The 17,754-nt window shown below is 57.0% G+C and carries 16 protein-coding genes and 1 pseudogene; 14 read left to right on the top strand and 3 right to left on the bottom strand.

Annotated elements, in window-relative coordinates; translation table 11 throughout:
• Positions 1-397: pseudogene (locus OIM99_RS27595) on the top strand (hydantoinase/oxoprolinase family protein); the annotation flags it as partial.
• 52 nt (positions 398-449) lie between these two features.
• Here OIM99_RS27595 and OIM99_RS27590 read toward each other — a convergent pair.
• Both OIM99_RS27590 and OIM99_RS27585 read right to left on the bottom strand, forming a co-directional pair.
• Complete coding sequence (locus OIM99_RS27590) at positions 450-1,364, bottom strand: response regulator (protein WP_409371578.1); 915 nt, start codon at positions 1,362-1,364, stop codon at positions 450-452.
• A complete protein-coding gene (locus OIM99_RS27585; protein WP_409371577.1) occupies positions 1,336-4,731 on the bottom strand; it encodes an ATP-binding protein in 3,396 nt (1,131 codons plus the stop codon). Before OIM99_RS27585 ends, OIM99_RS27590 begins: the two co-directional genes overlap by 29 nt.
• A gap of 412 nt (positions 4,732-5,143) precedes the next feature.
• Between OIM99_RS27585 and urtA the strand changes: the two genes are divergently transcribed.
• From urtA to OIM99_RS27545, 7 genes are all read left to right on the top strand, one after another.
• A complete protein-coding gene (gene urtA, locus OIM99_RS27575) occupies positions 5,144-6,349 on the top strand; it encodes an urea ABC transporter substrate-binding protein (protein ID WP_409371585.1) in 1,206 nt (401 codons plus the stop codon).
• A gap of 99 nt (positions 6,350-6,448) precedes the next feature.
• Positions 6,449-7,375, top strand: coding sequence for an urea ABC transporter permease subunit UrtB (gene urtB, locus OIM99_RS27570; protein ID WP_311853729.1), 927 nt, complete (start codon positions 6,449-6,451; stop codon positions 7,373-7,375).
• A gap of 7 nt (positions 7,376-7,382) precedes the next feature.
• Complete coding sequence (gene urtC / locus OIM99_RS27565; protein WP_311853728.1) at positions 7,383-8,546, top strand: urea ABC transporter permease subunit UrtC; 1,164 nt, start codon at positions 7,383-7,385, stop codon at positions 8,544-8,546.
• A 38-nt stretch (positions 8,547-8,584) separates the two neighbouring features.
• Entirely contained in the window at positions 8,585-9,358 is a 774-nt protein-coding gene (urtD, locus tag OIM99_RS27560) for an urea ABC transporter ATP-binding protein UrtD (protein ID WP_311853727.1), read from the top strand.
• Positions 9,359-9,368: 10 nt separating this feature from the next.
• On the top strand, positions 9,369-10,058 hold the full coding sequence (urtE, locus tag OIM99_RS27555; RefSeq protein WP_311853726.1) for an urea ABC transporter ATP-binding subunit UrtE: 690 nt from the start codon (positions 9,369-9,371) through the stop codon (positions 10,056-10,058).
• 52 nt (positions 10,059-10,110) lie between these two features.
• Positions 10,111-11,340 (top strand): formamidase, encoded by a 1,230-nt coding sequence (gene fmdA / locus OIM99_RS27550; protein WP_311853725.1) that lies wholly within the window; start codon positions 10,111-10,113, stop codon positions 11,338-11,340.
• A 65-nt stretch (positions 11,341-11,405) separates the two neighbouring features.
• A complete protein-coding gene (locus tag OIM99_RS27545) occupies positions 11,406-11,753 on the top strand; it encodes a zinc ribbon domain-containing protein (RefSeq protein WP_311853724.1) in 348 nt (115 codons plus the stop codon).
• Positions 11,754-11,774: 21 nt separating this feature from the next.
• Here the strand turns inward: OIM99_RS27545 and OIM99_RS27540 are convergent, their stop codons facing one another.
• Positions 11,775-11,942, bottom strand: a complete 168-nt coding sequence (locus tag OIM99_RS27540) for a hypothetical protein (protein WP_311853723.1) — start codon at positions 11,940-11,942, stop codon at positions 11,775-11,777.
• Positions 11,943-12,541: 599 nt separating this feature from the next.
• On the opposite strand from OIM99_RS27540, the gene OIM99_RS27535 reads away from it, so the two are divergent.
• The 6 genes from OIM99_RS27535 to OIM99_RS27510 all read left to right on the top strand — a co-directional run bounded on the left by OIM99_RS27535 (position 12,542) and on the right by OIM99_RS27510 (position 17,426).
• Entirely contained in the window at positions 12,542-13,774 is a 1,233-nt protein-coding gene (locus OIM99_RS27535) for a phage integrase central domain-containing protein (RefSeq protein ID WP_311853722.1), read from the top strand.
• Positions 13,771-14,520 carry a hypothetical protein gene (locus OIM99_RS27530; RefSeq protein WP_311853721.1) on the top strand — a complete coding sequence of 250 codons (750 nt, stop codon included), beginning with the start codon at positions 13,771-13,773 and terminating at the stop codon, positions 14,518-14,520. The genes OIM99_RS27535 and OIM99_RS27530 overlap by 4 nt, the downstream gene beginning before the upstream one ends.
• Positions 14,521-14,703: 183 nt before the next feature.
• Positions 14,704-14,958 carry a hypothetical protein gene (locus OIM99_RS27525; protein ID WP_311853720.1) on the top strand — a complete coding sequence of 85 codons (255 nt, stop codon included), beginning with the start codon at positions 14,704-14,706 and terminating at the stop codon, positions 14,956-14,958.
• A 132-nt stretch (positions 14,959-15,090) separates the two neighbouring features.
• Entirely contained in the window at positions 15,091-15,315 is a 225-nt protein-coding gene (locus OIM99_RS27520) for a hypothetical protein (RefSeq protein ID WP_311853719.1), read from the top strand.
• Positions 15,308-15,874: a hypothetical protein gene (locus tag OIM99_RS27515; RefSeq protein ID WP_311853718.1), complete on the top strand. Its 567-nt coding sequence runs from the start codon at positions 15,308-15,310 to the stop codon at positions 15,872-15,874. The genes OIM99_RS27520 and OIM99_RS27515 overlap by 8 nt, the downstream gene beginning before the upstream one ends.
• Before the next feature lies 1 nt (position 15,875).
• Positions 15,876-17,426 carry a DUF3987 domain-containing protein gene (locus tag OIM99_RS27510; RefSeq protein ID WP_311853717.1) on the top strand — a complete coding sequence of 517 codons (1,551 nt, stop codon included), beginning with the start codon at positions 15,876-15,878 and terminating at the stop codon, positions 17,424-17,426.
• The last annotated feature ends 328 nt before the right edge of the window (positions 17,427-17,754 follow it).

Genomic DNA, 17,754 nt, shown 5'->3' with positions numbered 1-17,754 from the left:
CCCAATTCACTGGAAGAAAGGCCTAACGCTCGATCGAGCCGCGATACGCCAGGCTTTCGAGCAAAAATATCGTGAAACCTACGGCCGGCTGCTGGATAGCATTGCGATCCGGGTGCTCAATCTGCACGTCGCCTTGATCGGTCGCCGCCCAAAGCTTGATCTCACCGTCATGGCACCATCCGGTGGCAGTATCGACAGCGCGAAACAAGGCGTACGTCCGGTCTACGTGGATGGCCAGTGGCACGAGACGACAATCTATGCTCGCCATCAGCTTCTGGTCGCCGCTACCTTGTCAGGCGCGGCGATCCTCGAACAACAGGATACGACTATCTTCGTCGAACCCGCGCTTCAGGCCCGCGTCGACACGCTCGGTAACATGATCATCGAGCCTGTATAGAAAGATTCGCCAATAGGTTCGGAAGCAAGGCGGTCGTGGAAGCTGAATAGCCTCAATTCACAAATTTCAGAGCTATGGCTGCGGCTGAAGTGCGGTTTTCGACACCCATTTTCTTGAACATACGTTCCAGATGCTTGTTGACCGTGCGAGGGCTTAGATTGAGAATCTCGGCAATGTCACGGTTGGATTTGCCTTGCGCAAGCCACAGCAGCACTTGCGCTTCACGGAGCGAAATCTGCAATCTTTCGCTTAAAATGCGCTCGACGCTGCCGGTCACTTCTTCAACGAGACGCAGCAGATACTCATTCGACCCGGATTTGCCGAGCAGCCCCACCCTGACTTCCAAAGGTTGATGGGGGGACGCAATTGTGACTTCCGTAATGGGCTCGGCGCCTTTGGCAACCAGAGCATGCAACGGCTCCGGCAACATCGCTCCAACAACGAGCCCATCCGCCAACAAGGCTGCGATCAATCTGCCCGCTTGCGGTGTCCACCACAATAGCCTTCCCGTATCATCCATGGCCATCAGGTGATGACCTGCCGTATCGAGCGCATTTTGCGCCGATCTGGCGATACGCGCGTTCACCAGATGCACGTGAATGCGTGCGAGAAGTTCCTTGGGATCAATCGGCTTGGCAATGTAGTCGACGCCACCCGCTTCAAGACCGCGAACGATATGGTCCGTATCGGTCAATCCCGTCATGAAAATCACAGGCACGTGGCTAAGCGCTTCGTCGCGCTTGATCCGACGACAGGTTTCAAAACCGTCCATGCCCGGCATGATCGCATCCAGCAAGATCACATCAGGTGTAACCTGTCGCGCGATGGCGATCGCTTTCTCTCCCCGCAACGCAACGAGCGCGGTGGCGCCGGTACTTTCAAGTACCTCAGCCAACATGGCGACCGTCTGCGGGGAATCATCCACCACCAGTACGATATTACGCAACAGTTGCTGCATCGCTGTCATCGAGGGCCATCTCTAGCGCGGCGAGGAAAGAATCGAGCTGAACGTCGGCAACGAGTTCGCCCAGATGATTGACGAAAGCCGATGATTGCGGCTCACGTTCGGCGATCTCCTTGAGACGATCGGAAATCGCCCGGATGAAGCCGATGTGCCCCAGAGCCACCAGATCGAGGAGGTCGCCCCGCGGCGGCAGCTCCTCGCGGGGGAACCGCGGACTGGCTGACCGTTCGGGGCGAAGCGGAACGCCTTCTCGCGTCCAGATGAGGCCGATTGCCAGGCCGATCTTATCCAACAAAATGCCGACGTCGAAAGGCTTTCCGATATAGTCGTCGTGATAGTTGAGCATACCAGCGTCACGCCTACTTTCTTGGGCCTCCGCCGACACCATGATAATGGCGCCACTACTGCCGACATCATCGCGAATCCGACGGGCAAGCTCCCAGCCATTCATCCCCGGCAATGTGATATCGAGCAGAATGAGTTGTGGCCGCACTTCTTCAACAAGCCGCAGGCAGGACGGGCCATCCTCGGCCAGGAAAACCGCTATATCGAGCGGAGTCAAAATGTCGGCAAGCAATTGTCGATGGCTCATCTCATCGTCGACCACGACCACGGAAAGCCTGGGGCCGAGATAACCCGTAATCGCGGCCGCTTGGTCGGCCGGCGTGGTCGGCCCCTTAGTGACCGACAGATGCAAGCGCACGGTAAAGCGGCTGCCCGCACCCAGCCGGCTAGTCACCGAAATCTTGCCCCCCATCACCTCGGTCATCAATTTGGTGATCGTCAACCCCAACCCTGTCCCAGGTATCCAAGGGGTATTGGGATTTTCGATACGTTCGAACGGCATGAAAATGCGATCGAGATTGTCCGGGGCAATACCAATGCCCGTATCCTCGATCGCGAATTCGGCAACGTCGTTACGGCAACGCACGACAAAACGGACCTCGCCCGAGGCGGTAAATTTAATGGCGTTCGAGAGCAAATTGATCAGAACCTGACGCAAGCGCTTCTCGTCGGTTCGAATATATTCTGGCAGATTGTCGACACTCTTGAAGCTGAAGCCAATGCCCTTCATTTCGGCTTGCAGACTGAACATGTCGACGATTTGTTCGAGAAAATCATAAAGCCGGACGGTATCGCGTTGAAGCTCCAGCTTTCCTGCTTCGATTTTGGCGATATCGAGCAGCCCTTCGACAAGGCCGGCGAGATGCTCGCCGCTGCGCCTGATAGTGCGCAGCGCATTGGTCCGATTGGGCGGCAGAAATCCGTCACGATCGATCAGTTGCGCATAGCCCAGAATGGCGTTGAGGGGCGTTCGAAATTCATGACTGATGCCGACCAGATAGCGGCTCTTGGCTAAATTGGCTGCCTCCGCAGCTTCCTTGGCCTTCTGCAATTCGCGATCGGTGCGCTCGTGAGCTTCGATTTCCTGCATCAAAAGACTGGTCTGGCGCACCGACTCCTCTTGCGCGACGGCCTGGCTCTCGTGCGCCAACACGAATAGCCAACAGACAATACCAGCAATCAGCGCCAAGCCGAGGAAGGCTTTCAGCATGGCGGCACCGATAAGCGCGTGAGGCGGACCCGTTTCCAAAAGCGTTTGCCAATAGACCAGCGCCAGGACCGCACCAATGGTTCCGCTGACCAGTATAAGCAGGCCAAGATAGTGGCCGAGATTCGAATTCAATTTCTTGAGAACGGCATCAGGCAAGAAAGCCGACAAACCCGCCAAAATCTGATCTGAAAGCCGGCTCTTCTCCTTGCACTGATCGTTGCAGCGCGCGTCGAGCGTACAGCACAACGAGCAGATCGGCCCAGCATAAGCCGGGCAGTTGGTCATATCCTCCGTCTCGAAATGGTGTTCGCAGATACAGCAGCGGATTTCGCTGAATTTTGCCCAGTCGCTCGGCGCCGCGCGCGCGATGTAAAAACGCCCCTTGGTCAGATAGGCAATCAAGGGGGCCATGACGAAGGCCACGGCTAGACCGATGAAACAAGAAAGCGCACCCGCGATATCGCCCAACAGCCCCATATAGGCACAAATCGATACGAGGCTGGCGATCAGCATGCTGCCGAAGCCGACAGGATTGATGTCGTAGAGATGGGCGCGTTTGAACTCGATATTGCGCGGGCTCAAGCCCAGGGGCTTGTTGATGACAAGATCGGCGACGAGCGTTCCAACCCAAGCGACCGCGACATGCGCGTATAGCCCCAAGGTATGTTCCAAGCTCTTGTAGATGCCTAACTCCATCAGGAGCAGGGCGATCACGACATTGAAAACAAGCCAGACAACTCGGCCAGGATGACTATGCGTCAACCGAGAGAAGAAGTTAGACCAGGCTATAGAGCCGGCGTAGGAATTGGTGACGTTGATCTTGAGCTGCGAAATGATCACGAAAATCGCCGCGATCGCCAAAGCAACGCGCGGATCTTGAACGACATAGGTGAAAGCCACGAAATACATATGCGTCGGCTCAGACGCATCGGCCGGAGGTATTCCGTAGCGGAAGGCCAGATAGGCAAGAAACGAGCCGGCGATCAGCTTGATCGTCCCGAGTATGATCCAGCCCGGTCCGGTAGCGATCAATGCAACCCACCAGCTCAATCGGTTGCCGCGACGCTGACGCGGCAGGAACCGCAGAAAGTCGACCTGTTCGCCAATCTGCGCGACCAGTGAAAAAACCACGCCGGCAGCGGCACCAAACAACAAGAGATCGAAGGATCCATCAACATGGCCAAGGCGACCCGTATAACGCATCCAACCTTCGCTGGTGCCGCTATCGTAGACCGCGATGAACGCGAACGGCAGGATATGCAGCAAGATCCAGAGCGGCTGGGTCCAAAGTTGGAAACGACTGATGAAGGTGAAACCGTAGGTCACCAAAGGGATCACGATCAGCGAGCTCACCAGATAGCCATAGACGACCGGCAGCCCTGTACTCATTTCCAACGCCTTGGCCATGATGGCCGCTTCGAGCGCGAAGAAAATGAAGGTGAAGGAAGCGTAGATCAGCGAAGTGATCGTCGAGCCCAAATAACCAAAGCCCGCGCCGCGTGTCAGCAGATCGATATCGACGCCATGTTTGGCGGCGTAATAGCTGATCGGAAAACCAGTCAGAAAGATAAGCGCGCCGACGACGAGAATGGCCGCCATGGCGTTGCTGAATCCATAAGTGAGCGTGATCGCGCCGCCGATCGCTTCAAGGGCTAGAAACGAAATACTGCCGATGGCGGTATTGGCGACGCGAAAGGCCGACCAGCGCCGCGCCTTCTTGGCCGTGAAGCGGAGCGCATAGTCCTCGAGAGTCTGATTGGCGACCCATTGGTTGTAATCCCGCCGGACTCTCAGGATTTTCTGATGTGCCCCCATGCCCGCGCGCTCCAGCTCACAACCTCCTTCTACCCACGCTTGTTTGAGCGCGTTCCTGTCCCTGGGACCCGGAAACCCATGTGTTCCCGTTCCGGTTAAGCTACCGGCCACCCATGAAAATCAATGCATTTTCCTTGCCACTTCCTGCGCATGATCGTGCGGCGACGGACCGGTTGGGAGGCGCGATCCGGCACCGCACCGCGCCATTACGTCGTTCGACGTAATCAGGCGGCAGTAAACGACGTAACGCGCGCCCTCATACGACGTATTGCTGCGGCGCAATAAAATCGACCAGCATGCCCGCATCGGCTGACGATCCCGTGCAAGCCAGAACCTCTCGCCGAGCAGGTCAAGCATGTTGAACAACCAGGACGATCCCAAGCTTCCTTCCGCACTGAGACGTAAACTCTTGATGGGAATGGCGAGTGTGCCCTTCCTTGGATTACTTCCGAGATCGGCTTTCGCTCAGGCTCCGGCGACCTCCGTGGTCAACACAACCGGGCTCGCCGTCACTGATACGGAAGTCACCGTCGGCATCCTGCATTCGGTGACCGGCACGATGGCGATTTCCGAAACCGGCTCGGTTCAAGCCGAGAAGCTCGCCATCGAACAGATCAACGCCTCCGGCGGCGTTCTGGGACGCAAGATCAAGTTCATCCAGGAGGACGGCGCCAGCGACTGGCCGACCTTCGCCGAGAAGGCCAAGAAACTGTTGGTGAACGACAAATGCGCGGCGGTGATGGGCTGCTGGACCTCGGCCTCGCGCAAGGCGGTTCTGCCGGTCTTCGAACAATACAACGGCATGCTCTACTATCCGACCTTCTATGAAGGATTGGAGCAATCGAAGAACGTCATCTACACCGGCCAGGAAGCGACCCAGCAGATTCTGGCGGGTCTCGACTGGGTGGCGAAGGAGAAAGGCGCGAAAACTTTCTATCTCCTGGGCTCGGATTATATCTGGCCGCGCACCTCTAACAAGATCGCGCGCAAGCATATCGAGAACAAGCTCAAGACGAAGGTCGTCGGCGAGGAATATTTCCCGCTCGGCCATACCCAGTTCAACTCGGTCATCAACAAGATCAAGCTGACCAAGCCGGACGTGATCTACGCCATCATCGTCGGCGGTTCGAACGTCGCGTTCTACAAACAGCTCAAGGCGGCAGGCATTGATCTCACCAAACAGACGCTGATGACCATTTCGGTCACGGAAGATGAGATTGATGGCATTGGCGGCGAAAATATCGCCGGCGCCTATGCCTGCATGAAATATTTCCAATCGCTCGACAATCCGAACAATAAAGCCTTCGTCTCGGAATTTAAAAAGATGTGGGGCGAAAAAACTGTCATCGGCGACGTCACGCAGGCTGCTTATCTCGGTCCGTGGCTGTGGAAACTCACGGTCGAAAAAGCCGGTTCTTTCGATATCGACAAGGTTGCGGAGGCCTCACCCGATATCGAATTCAAGGGCGCCCCCGAAGGCTATGTGAAAATTCACCCCAACCATCATCTCTGGTCGAAGACCCGCGTCGGCCGCGCCAAGACCGATGGACAATATGAGGTAGTCTACGAAACGGCCGATCTGATGGAGCCCGATCCGTTTCCCAAGGGCTACCAATAAACGGAGGGCGCGGCGCTCTCGCCGCGCCCCTTTTCCTTTCGTTCGACCAAGCGGGCAAGCCCCGACGGCCATCGCGCATTTCCGCGACGGGAGCATTCCATGTTCGAAAGCTACACGCTGAGCGAGCTCGGCTCGATTTTCGTGATGCAGGGCTTCGCCGGCCTGATCCTGTTCTCGGTCTATCTCCTTATGGCCCTAGGACTGGCTATCATCTTCGGCCAGATGGGCGTCATCAACATGGCCCACGGCGAATTCATGATCCTGGGCGCCTACGTGACCTATCTATGCTCACAGCTCTTCATCACCTATCTGCCCAGCCTGTTTCCCGCTTATTTCTTCATCGCCATGGCACTTGCCTTCGTGGCCTCGGGCAGTCTCGGCATATTGGTGGAATGGGCGTTGATCCGCCATCTCTACCGGCGCCCACTTGACACGCTTCTCGCCACCTGGGGACTGAGCCTTATTCTGCAGCAAGTCTATCGCTCAGTCTTTGGCCCACGCGAAGTCGGCGTTGAATTGCCATCCTGGATGATGGGTTCCTTGCAGCTCACCGATACGATCGAGGTCCAGATCAACGGGCTCTTCGTGATGACTTTGACATTGGTCATCACCACCATCGTCGGCCTCATGATGTTTCGCTCCCGCTGGGGCAAACAGGTCCGCGCCGTGGTGCAAAATCGAGCAATGGCAGGCGCCGTCGGCATCAATACGGAAAAGGTCGACCGCTACACCTTCGGCATCGGCTGTGGCATCGCGGGCGTCGCCGGTTCCGCCTTCACCATGATCGGCTCCACCGGGCCCACGGCCGGCCAGCTTTATATCGTCGATACCTTCCTCGTCGTGGTGTTTGGCGGCGCGCAAAGCCTGCTCGGCACGATCCTGTCCGCGCTCTCCATCTCCCAAGCGCAATCGACCCTGGAATTCTTCCTCTCCGGCTCGATCGCCAAAGTTCTCACCCTGCTCAGTGTCGTGGCCATTCTGATGCTGCGTCCACAGGGACTGTTCACTCTCAAGGTTCGTCGCTGAGGCCTCAATGAACAACAACGGGTCTACCAAGAGCCATTTCAAGTTCGGCTTTCTGTCCGGTTCGGAAGCGATCGGCTTCGTCCTTCTCGCTCTCTTGATCCTGATCGTCCTCCCGCTCGCAGTGGATATCTTTCGACTCAATCTGATCGGCAAATATCTGACCTATGCCTTCGTCGCCATCGGCCTTGTCTTGTGTTGGGGGCACGCCGGCATTCTCAGCCTGGGACAAGGCATATTCTTCGGGCTCGGCGGCTATTGCATGGCCATGTTCTTGAAGCTGGAAGCCTCAAGTGTCCAAAACACCAAGATCCAGTCGACCCCCGGCATTCCCGACTTCATGGATTGGAATCAACTCACCGAACTTCCATGGTTCTGGAAACCGTTTACCAGCCTGCCTCTTGCGTTGATCGCAGTCGTCGTGGTCCCAACGGCTCTTGCCTACGTCATCGGAACGGCCATGTTCAGACGCCGCGTCGGCGGTGTTTATTTCGCCATCATTACGCAGGCCATCGCCGCGATCCTGACCATTCTGATCATCGGGCAACAGGGTTATACCGGCGGCATCAATGGCATCACCGACCTGCGCACCATGCTCGGCTGGGATATTCGCACCGATCACGCGAAATACATTCTCTATTTCGCCAATGCGTTGCTTCTCCTCGCCTGCATTCTGCTCGGTTTCCTCGTACGGCAATCCAAGCTCGGGCGCATTCTCGTGGCGATGCGCGACAAGGAGGACCGGGTTCGTTTCTCCGGTTACAGCGTCGCCAGCTTCAAAACCTTTGTCTTCTGCCTGGCGGCGGCCCTATCGGCACTTGGCGGCGCCATGTTCACCTTGCAAGTCGGTTTCATGTCGCCCTCCTTCGTCGGTATCATCCCATCGATCGAAATGGTGATTTACACGGCCGTCGGCGGCCGGCTGTCGCTCTTTGGCGCGGTCTACGGCACCTTGCTGGTCAATTGGGCAAAGACAGCCTTTTCTGAGAGCTTTCCGGAACTTTGGCTGCTCGGTCTTGGTGGCCTTTTCATCGCCGTCGTGCTGGCCTTCCCCAACGGTCTGGCCGGAATTTACGAAAGCTATATCGCACCGCGCCTCGGCCGCCTCCTGAAACGCGGCAAGACCATCGCCGACGCCGATCCGCCAACCCCGCGCGGTGCGGCCGCGGAATGAACGAGCCAACGTCAGGAAAGCCCAAGAAAGCCAACGCCATGAACGTCACCCCCGCTCCTCTTTCCGATGCCATGGCGCCCGACTTCCTACTCACCGTGGAAGCATTGACGGTCTCCTTCGACGGCTTCAAGGCCGTCAACGACCTCTCGCTCTATGTCGATGCAAACGAGATCCGCGTCATCATCGGCCCGAATGGCGCCGGCAAGACGACGGTCCTCGATCTGATCTGTGGACGCACCAAGGCGACGGCTGGCTCGATCAAATTCAAGGGCACCGAACTAACCAGGCTCAGCGAAAACAAGATCGTGCAGGCCGGCGTTGGCCGAAAATTCCAGACACCATCCATCTATGACGATCTGACCGTCTTCGAGAACCTTGAAATTTCCTACCCGCGTGGCCGCTCCGTCTTGGGCGCTCTGACCTTCCGCCGCGATGCCGAGGTCCGCGACCGCATTCATGAAATCGCGGAGATGATTTTTTTAAAGGACAGGCTCGACGAACGCGGCGAATTCCTGAGCCACGGCCAGAAGCAATGGCTCGAAATCGGCATGCTGCTGATTCAAGACCCAGAGCTTCTGATGCTCGACGAGCCCGTCGCGGGCATGAGCGTGTCCGAGCGCAAGAAAACGGCGGAGTTACTTCACAAGATCATTGTTGGCCGCTCGGTGATCGTCATCGAACACGACATGAAATTCGTCGAGGACATCGCCCACCGGGTCACCGTCCTGCACCAAGGCAAGGTCTTGTCGGAAGGCCGCATGGAGCATGTCAAAAACGACCCGAAGGTCGTCGAAGTCTATCTCGGTCATTAGGGGAACGAGCATGCTGAGCGTGACCGATCTACACGTTGCCTATGGTCAAAGCGAAGTCCTACACGGCCTGAACTTCACGGTTAAGCCGGACGAAATCGTCGCCATCATGGGCCGCAACGGCATGGGTAAGACGACCTTGATGAAAGCGCTGATGGGCGTGGTGCCGACAGCGAGCGGACGGATCGCCATCGATGACAGCGAAATTGCCGGGCTGAAGAGTTTCGAGCGCGTGGCCAAGGGCCTCGCTTATGTGCCGCAGGGCCGAATGATCTTCTCCACCATGACCGTGCAGGAGAACATCGAGACTGGCTTGACGGTGACCGGCCGTAGCGACGTTCCCGAAGACATCTATGAACTCTTTCCGGTTTTGCTGGAAATGCGTCATCGGCGCGGCGGCAATCTCTCTGGTGGCCAGCAGCAGCAGCTTGCGATCGCCCGTGCCCTGGCGAGCAACCCAAAAGTCTTGCTGCTGGACGAACCAACGGAAGGGATTCAGCCCTCCATCATCCGCGAGATGGCACGCACTCTCAAACGCATCCGCGATGAAAAGGGCCTGTCGATCATCGTTTCTGAACAGGTCCTTTCGTTCGCACTCGACATCGCCGATCGCGTTTTGGTGCTGGAGAACGGTGAGATCGTCCATGAGGACGAGCGCGCCAATATCGACGAAGCAAAAGTGGCCAGCTTTCTCTCGGTCTGAGCGAGCGCCATCCACAATCCTGTCAACTGCAATGGAACTGGAGGAGCAAATTATGCCCGATACCATCGTCAAGGTCGATCTCACTCAGTCGCCCTATGAGAACGATATGATCCACAACCGCTGGCACCCGGACATTCCGATGGTAGCCTGGGTCAAGCCCGGCGATGACTTTATCATCGAGACCTACGATTGGACTGGCGGCTTCATCAAAAACAACAACTCCGCCGATGACGTTCGCGACATCGATCTGTCGATCGTTCATTTTCTATCCGGCCCGATTGGTGTGAAGGGGGCCGAGCCTGGCGATCTTCTCGTCGTCGACCTGCTCGACGTCGGCGCAATGCCGAACAATCAATGGGGTTTCAATGGCTTCTTTTCCAAGAAGAATGGCGGCGGCTTCCTCACCGATCACTTCCCCCTCGCCCAGAAATCGATCTGGGACTTTCAAGGCATGTTCACCAAATCGCGCCATGTGCCGGGCGTAAACTTCGCGGGCCTGATCCATCCGGGCTTGATCGGCTGCCTGCCCGATCACAAGCTGCTCGATACATGGAATGAACGCGAAATCGATTTCATCGCCACCAATCCAACCCGCGTGCCACCTTTGGCCAACCCGCCCTTCGCGCCCACCGCCCATATGGGCCGCTTGAAAGGCGAGGCGCGCGACAAGGCAGCAGCCACGGGCGCGCGTACCGTACCGCCTCGCGAACATGGCGGCAATTGCGACATCAAGGATCTGTCGCGCGGTTCGAAGATCTATTTCCCCGTCTATGTGGAAGGCGGCGGACTTTCGATGGGCGATCTGCACTTCAGCCAGGGCGATGGCGAAATCACCTTCTGTGGCGCCATCGAAATGGCAGGCTGGCTGCATCTGAAAGTCGACGTGATTAAGGATGGTGTCGCGAAATACGGCATCAAGAACCCGCTCTTCAAGCCGAGCCCGATCACGCCCAACTATCGCGATTACCTGATTTTCGAAGGCATTTCCGTCGATGAGTGGGGCAAGCAGCACTATCTCGACGTGCATGTTGCTTATCGCCAAGCCTGCCTCAACGCCATCGAATATCTCACCAAGTTCGGTTACACGAAGGCACAGGCCTATGCGATTCTCGGCACCGCACCGGTGCAAGGACATATCTCGGGCGTCGTCGACATTCCCAATGCCTGCGCCACCTTATGGCTGCCAACCGAAATCTTCGATTTCGATATCAAGCCGTCGGCCGCCGGCCCGACCAAATTCCTCGACGGCTCGATCGACGTGCCTCTCTCACTAGATAAGTGAACCCCAAAAATGGAACGCTCCCATGCGGAGCGTTCCACCGATCGACAACCATCAGGTCAAATACCATGCCGGTTTATGAATATCTGTGCACCCAATGCGGTTCCTTCACCGAGATACGTCCCATGGTGTTGTCGGCCGACCCCTGCGATTGTCCGTCCTGCGGTGTTGCTTCCGAACGTGCGATTCTGACCGCGCCCCAAGTGCTCGGAATGGATGCTGCGAGACGGGGCGCCTTCGCCACCAACGAACGAAGCCGCCACGAGCCAAAGCTCTCTGGTCACTCGGAAACGGCCGGCAAGAAACATCGAGCCGGCTGCGCCTGCTGCAGCGGGCAACGTCAATCAAAGGCTGTTTTCAGGGCCGATGGCGGCAAATCTTTCCCATCAGAACGACCCTGGATGATCAGCCACTGAAGCCTATCAGGCGCCGCTCGCTTAGGAAGCCAGACTGACGAGCGACGTATCCTCTTTCGGAGAGAAGATCGCGCGCCGCGTGTCGCAGGCATACATCGGCACATAGTTCGATGCGCCGCACGCCAGTTCGAGAACGGATCGGAGGATGAATTCCACCTTCTCGTCGGGCAACAGAATGCTGAAATTCAACAAGCTATCAGCTAGTTGCACATGGCGTCGCGACGAGCACGCATCCGCTCTTGCCGGCGAGTATAATAATGCCGTGGGAGCCTATCATCGAAGCCTTCTCGAAGTGGATAAGGACCCTCATCTGTGGTCGCGCTGTACAGCGACTCGCTTCTCGAAAAGCTGCTCGCCCACCACGAACCTTGATTGACGACGAAGGGGACGACCCAACACACTCGGTGGACGCCTCACAGCGCGCCTCTCCTCAGCAGCGTCATTGAGACGCTCCTCTGGCGGATATTGCATGTCCCCACAGACCCCTATCTGCTGATCACCATTTGGTCACCACGCGCGTTCTAGCGGCCCCGCGCCTCCAGGATCCAGCCACTTTCTCTAATAAAATAACCACTTTAAGTGGTGAGCGCGATGGGACTCGAACCCATGACCCTCTGATTAAAAGTCAGATGCTCAATTTAGCCAGGGCTAGACAGGTCCGATTTAATCACAGCTTTTCCCTTGATATTGCATGGGTACCCTCTGACTTGTCCGGACGGTTCGTGACATAATAAGACAGACTCATGCTTCCCCATTGCTTCCCTGCTTAAACATAACAGCGATCGACGATGAAGTTCACCAAGGCAACTGTTTCCAGATTGGCGCTGCCGCCAGGTAAGACGGAGGTGATCTATTTCGATGATGGCTTCTCTGGGTTTGGCCTGCGCTTGAGGGCGGGAAGTGGCCGCCGGCCGGCTGTTAGTAGAACCTGGATCTATCAGTACAGGTTTAGAGGGAAACAACGTCGGTATATCCTTCTGTCCGTTGATGCGGGCGAAAATCTCGCTGATACGTTTGGCCCCGCCTACGATCTAGCCGATACGGCGCGGGCACAGGTGAGGCTCGGCGTCGATCCTCAAGCCGAAAAGCAGAAAGATAAGCTTGATGCCGCCAAGAAATTGGTGACGCTGGAGATCGTTGCTAAAAAATACATTGCTGCTGTTAGCAAGGATCTCCGAAAATCGTCGGCGGCGGCATTGGAGTATCACTTAAAGACCCTATGGGCGCCGCTGAAGCAATCCGAAATCAATGAGATCAAGCTGGCCCACGTCGCCGCTCGGATTCGTACGATTGCGGATGAAAAAGGCGGTTACACCGCAAACCGAGCTCGAGCCTCTCTCCATTCGCTATACAGCTGGGCCATCGGAGAGGGTTTGGCGAACGGCAATCCAGTCGCCGGCTCCAACAAGGCGACAAAAGAACAGAAGCGCGATCGTGTTCTTTCTGACAATGAGTTGGTGCTGATCTGGCGGTATTCTGGCGACGATCATTTCGGTTCGATTGTGAAGCTCTTAATACTTCTTGCGTCGCGACGTGATGAGGTCGCCTGCATGGGCAGGAGCGAGATATCCGCCAGCGGTTCGTGGGTGGTTCCTGGACACCGAACGAAAAACGCCTTGCCGCTATCGCTGCCTTTGCCCGCCGCAGCACAGAACATCATCGATAAGCAACCGATCAGAGACAATAGAGATTTTGTGTTCGGCTATGGAGAGGGCGGATTTTCCGGCTTTTCGAATGCAAAGGAAGCTTTAGACAAACGGATAAAGAAAGCCGGTTTCAAGATGGCCTCGTGGCGCATCCATGATATTCGCCGATCCGTATCAACCGGAATGAACAACATCGGCATCTTGCCGCACGTGGTTGAGGAGATATTGAACCACGTATCCGGCCATCGAGCAGGCGTGGCCGGCACATACAATTATTCTCGTTACGACAAAGAAAAGCGGGAAGCGCTCCAGGCTTGGGCCGATCATGTGACGGCTCTTGTGACGCCGCCCGCTGCTGCGGAGGCGGCAGAATGACAGTCATCGCGCCGCACGGCTACCTGTCGTTGCAAGATGCTGTAGAGCGCCTACGCGCGTTCAAGACGAAGAAACGCCCATCCACCACTGGGCCTCTACATTATCCCGGTGGCATCACATGGGCTGATCCGGACTATGGCGAGCGGATGGACGAAGTCTTGAGAGGCGTCGAAAACGGCTCCGACCTGTTCCCAGGCGCGGTGAACTATATCTACGGTGATTATGATCGTTCCTACGAAGCCGAACGAAGGGAAATTCGATCGCTTCTGGTACAAGATATCTTAAAGGCCTTTTTGCTGCTCAAAACGGGCAAGGTGTCCCGCAAGCTTCCTGCTGAAGTTTGGCGACCGTCCTCAGCCGTGGATTCAATAGACAGCGGTCATCTCGAATATATCGATGGAAATCGCTGTCTCTCGGGCGACATACTTATCGCTGCCACGAGCTTCGAAGCTCATCTGGCAGGCTACCGCATTGATACAGAGCCCCAAAATGTGCCGCCGCCGCCGGAGAATGACGATCTCCCCCGTGTAGCCGGGCGCCCTTCGGCCATGCGTGAGATGTTGGCTGAGCTCGACAGCAGGGTGCAGTCCGGCCAGATAGAGAAGACACTTACCCAGCAAGCCGATGCATTGCTTATATGGGCGGCGGACAATGGACTGACGCATGTACCGGGGAAAACAAAGTCCGTCATAGACGCCATTACCCGACATTATAAAGGGCGCGCCAGCCCCTGGGGAAAGCGCTAAATGTTTTCGGCAAAGCGTTAAATAGAATTTATCGTCTATTTATCGCCCATTATAAGCGTGATCGCGTTTCTTTTGTTCGCGTTCCCCCAGCATCATTCTCTGTCTCATGAAATGTCGAGACAGGTCTCGACATATTTGCCGAGGGCCTCGGCGGTGTTTTCGAGCAAAAGAATGGAGCGCGGAATGCATATGGCAATTGAGTATAAGGAAGGAGGTCAAGCAGTCGACGGCGCTTCGACTTTCGAGCACAATCGTCTATTGAGCAAGGCGCGTACCTCCGAATTTTTAGGCATCTCTGAGCGTCATTTAGACCGCCTATCCGCTTCTGGCGTCGTGCCGCCACCGATCACCATCGGCCGCAGGAAGTATTGGAAATTTGGTGGCCTGGTTGATTGGACCAACAGCCATTCTGGTAGCGCGTCCGGGAAGAAAAAATAGAAACGGCCAGCAGCTCGATAAGAGCGCTGGCCGAAAAATCGTCTGCAAAAGCTGTCTGACAACGCTGTTGTAGGTGATTGTTCGATAAGGCGCAACATCGAAACGCCGGCCCTCAACCATGAGGGTTTAAATGTGAAGCAGAAGTCGCATATTTCTCATATCGGCCACCGGGTCACTCCTCGTGGCGGTAGCTTTGAAAATTGGCTCTTCAGCCGCTACCCGCAGATGGGTCTCGCTACGGTACGCTTGCTTGCTGAGCACGCGGGCTACGCGCATCGCGAATGGACGCCGAACTTTCCCGCACCTGATGACGCTGTAAAGATTATCGTCAAGACTTTGGAGGCCGCCCATGAATGAGATCATGGTAGCCTTCTGGGCAAACACCTCTCCTCTGCGTCAGTCCGATCTGGACTGGTTGCGAGCACAGGGCATCAGCACCGCATCTATTGCTCATGATCCGGAAGAGTGCGGCTTTCTCTTGAGTCGTGCCCTTGTCGTGTTCGATGACGACGGTGGCTCTTTCTCCTTCGCATCTGAATTACCGGACACGGCCGCCGCGTCGGCCTTTGTCCTGCCAGCGCGTGATGAAAGTGGCGAAGTCGTCGACGTCGTCGCATGGCGGCCCAAGGAACATGTCATCGCAGCATGGCGGCGCCATGTCCCGATGGCCGGATTGCAGAACATTTTCGCTCCGCGACTCGGGGAGCCCCTGCCCGTCTTTTCGGATCCTGCCGATTGGCTCAAGGCCGAGCGACACGGCGTACTTGTTATCGACATGGCTGGTGCCGCCATCGCACTTCGTGACGCTGGAGCCCTCGCGGTTCATTCCAGGCAGCAGGCTCGCCATCTGCGGCGCGCCTTCGCCTCTCTCACCCCTCACATCAACATTCAACCTTCCCGGAAGGAAGCCGCCTGATATGGCTTTTTACAACGATCCCCCTCCCCATGATGAAATCCATCCGTTCAACGGCCTCTCCAGTCAGCAACTGCCGGGCAGAGATCGGTGGCCTGATCCCGATATGTCTCTCTTGGGTAACGGCCGCCGGCCCGCTCAGCCCTTCCCCGTGAAGCTGCTCGGATCGTTCTGGTCGACATGGGCCCAGCAGGCTGCCGTAAATGTGTCAGCCCCAGTCGACTATGTTGCGGCCGGTCTCCTCGCCAACGTCGCGGCCTTACTCGGCAATGTCCGCTGGCCCTCTGCCGGTGCCGAATGGAAGGAGCCGCCCTGTCTGTGGCTTGCTGTCGTCGGCAGTCCGTCTTCTGGCAAAAGTCCCGCGATCGACGCTTCTTATGATCTGCTCCAATACGCCGAAGAACTGCTTGCGGCGGGTTTCGATCTCGACAAGCGCGAATACGAACTGAAAAAGCAGGTGGCGCGGGCCAGTCGAGAGATTTGGGAGAAAGAAGTTTCGGAGGCCCGGAAAGGGAACATTCCGCCGCCGCCCATGCCCGACGATGCCGAAGATCCTGATGAACCATTGCGACCCCGTGTTCGCGTTGCCGATGCCACGACGGAAAGCCTTGGTGTTCTCGCCGCTGGGTTGCCGCGTGGTCTGCTGCTCGTTCGCGACGAGCTTTCAGGATGGTTTGGCGCGTTCGATCGCTACGGCGGCGGCGGATCGGATCGGGCCTTTGCCTTGGAGAGCTACGGCGGACGGAGCTACGTCATTGACCGGCGTCGTTCACCTGAGCCCATTCGCATTTCCCATCTCAGCATCGGCATCGTCGGGGGCATCCAGCCCGACAAACTGACGGATGTACTCGATACACCCGACGATGGACTTGTCAGCCGGTTCCTCTGGCTGTGGCCGGACGCCATCCCCTCCTTTCGCCTGTCGCGCGACCACGCCAACAATTCAGGCGCTCAGGCCGCGTTCGGTCGACTAGCATCCCTGGCTATGAATGTGGACCAGGATGGCCACGTGCAGCCTCGTATCGTTCCGCTTTCCAACGCGGCGGAAGCTGCTCTGGAGATATTTGCGCAGGACATGCAGGCTCGGGCCGAAAACGCCACCGGTCCCTTTGCCGGCGCCATCGGCAAGGCCCGTGGACATTGCCTGCGCCTTTCGGCTGTTCTCGAATATCTGATCTGGTCGGCATCCTCGGAAAAGGCTGAACCAACCTGCATCTCGGAAATGGCGGTAAAAAGCGCAGCGGGTTTAATCGACGGCTATTTCCTTCCGATGGCGCAGCGGGCCTTCGGGGACGCCGCAATTCCCAAAGGCGATAGGCTTGCCATGACCCTGGCCAAGCATATCCGAGCCGAGGGCCTGCACCGGTTCAATGCCCGCGAAGTGCGTCGGACCGTTGGTGGAAGCCTACGCGAACCAGCAGCGATGGATGCGGCATGCGACGTGCTGGTTGAGGGCGGCTTGATCCGGGAGGCGTTCTCCCGCGCCGGCGGCACATATGGCAAACGCGCCAAAAACTTCATCGTCAACCCGACTGTCTTCGGAGGGAAGCAATGAGCAAATGGCTCACGCTTGCACTCGCCTCGGTTGAGGCTGCACACCCGGAACCGGATTCTCTCCGCAGTGTGCCAATAGTGTCATTAGTGCCAGAAGGCCCGTCTATCGGCACTAATGGCACTATTGGCACAGTAGGCGGACATGGACTGGAGCCCCAAAGTGCACCAAACGGCAACTCTACATCGCGTGCCAATAGTGCCATTAGTGCCAAAAGCGTGCGACCACCGGTCATAGCTCCCACTGGAAATCCGTCATTTGTCGCCGCCTTTCATGATGTGGCCAGTAAGGGCCCGTTCCAGGACATGCCCCCTCATCGTTGGCGGGCATT

Origin of the sequence: Methylocella sp. CPCC 101449, assembly GCF_031921685.1 — a bacterium.
Taxonomy (GTDB): Bacteria; Pseudomonadota; Alphaproteobacteria; order Rhizobiales; family Beijerinckiaceae; genus Terripilifer.
The sequence above is the reverse complement of the archived record's forward strand: the minus strand, read 5'-3'. Positions and strand labels throughout refer to the sequence as shown.

Bases quoted from the DNA above. Each gene is read 5' to 3' on its own strand.
- OIM99_RS27535 (WP_311853722.1), top strand. From the start codon at position 12,542: ATGAAGTTCACCAAGGCAACTGTTTCCAGATTGGCGCTGCCGCCAGGT.
- OIM99_RS27585 (WP_409371577.1), bottom strand. From the start codon at position 4,731: ATGGGGGCACATCAGAAAATCCTGAGAGTCCGGCGGGATTACAACCAA.
- OIM99_RS27510 (WP_311853717.1), top strand. From the start codon at position 15,876: ATGGCTTTTTACAACGATCCCCCTCCCCATGATGAAATCCATCCGTTC.
- OIM99_RS27525 (WP_311853720.1), top strand. From the start codon at position 14,704: ATGCATATGGCAATTGAGTATAAGGAAGGAGGTCAAGCAGTCGACGGC.
- fmdA (WP_311853725.1), top strand. From the start codon at position 10,111: ATGCCCGATACCATCGTCAAGGTCGATCTCACTCAGTCGCCCTATGAG.
- urtA (WP_409371585.1), top strand. From the start codon at position 5,144: ATGGGAATGGCGAGTGTGCCCTTCCTTGGATTACTTCCGAGATCGGCT.
- urtB (WP_311853729.1), top strand. From the start codon at position 6,449: ATGTTCGAAAGCTACACGCTGAGCGAGCTCGGCTCGATTTTCGTGATG.
- OIM99_RS27590 (WP_409371578.1), bottom strand. From the start codon at position 1,364: ATGACAGCGATGCAGCAACTGTTGCGTAATATCGTACTGGTGGTGGAT.
- OIM99_RS27545 (WP_311853724.1), top strand. From the start codon at position 11,406: ATGCCGGTTTATGAATATCTGTGCACCCAATGCGGTTCCTTCACCGAG.
- urtD (WP_311853727.1), top strand. From the start codon at position 8,585: ATGAACGTCACCCCCGCTCCTCTTTCCGATGCCATGGCGCCCGACTTC.
- urtE (WP_311853726.1), top strand. From the start codon at position 9,369: ATGCTGAGCGTGACCGATCTACACGTTGCCTATGGTCAAAGCGAAGTC.
- urtC (WP_311853728.1), top strand. From the start codon at position 7,383: ATGAACAACAACGGGTCTACCAAGAGCCATTTCAAGTTCGGCTTTCTG.
- OIM99_RS27530 (WP_311853721.1), top strand. From the start codon at position 13,771: ATGACAGTCATCGCGCCGCACGGCTACCTGTCGTTGCAAGATGCTGTA.
- OIM99_RS27515 (WP_311853718.1), top strand. From the start codon at position 15,308: ATGAATGAGATCATGGTAGCCTTCTGGGCAAACACCTCTCCTCTGCGT.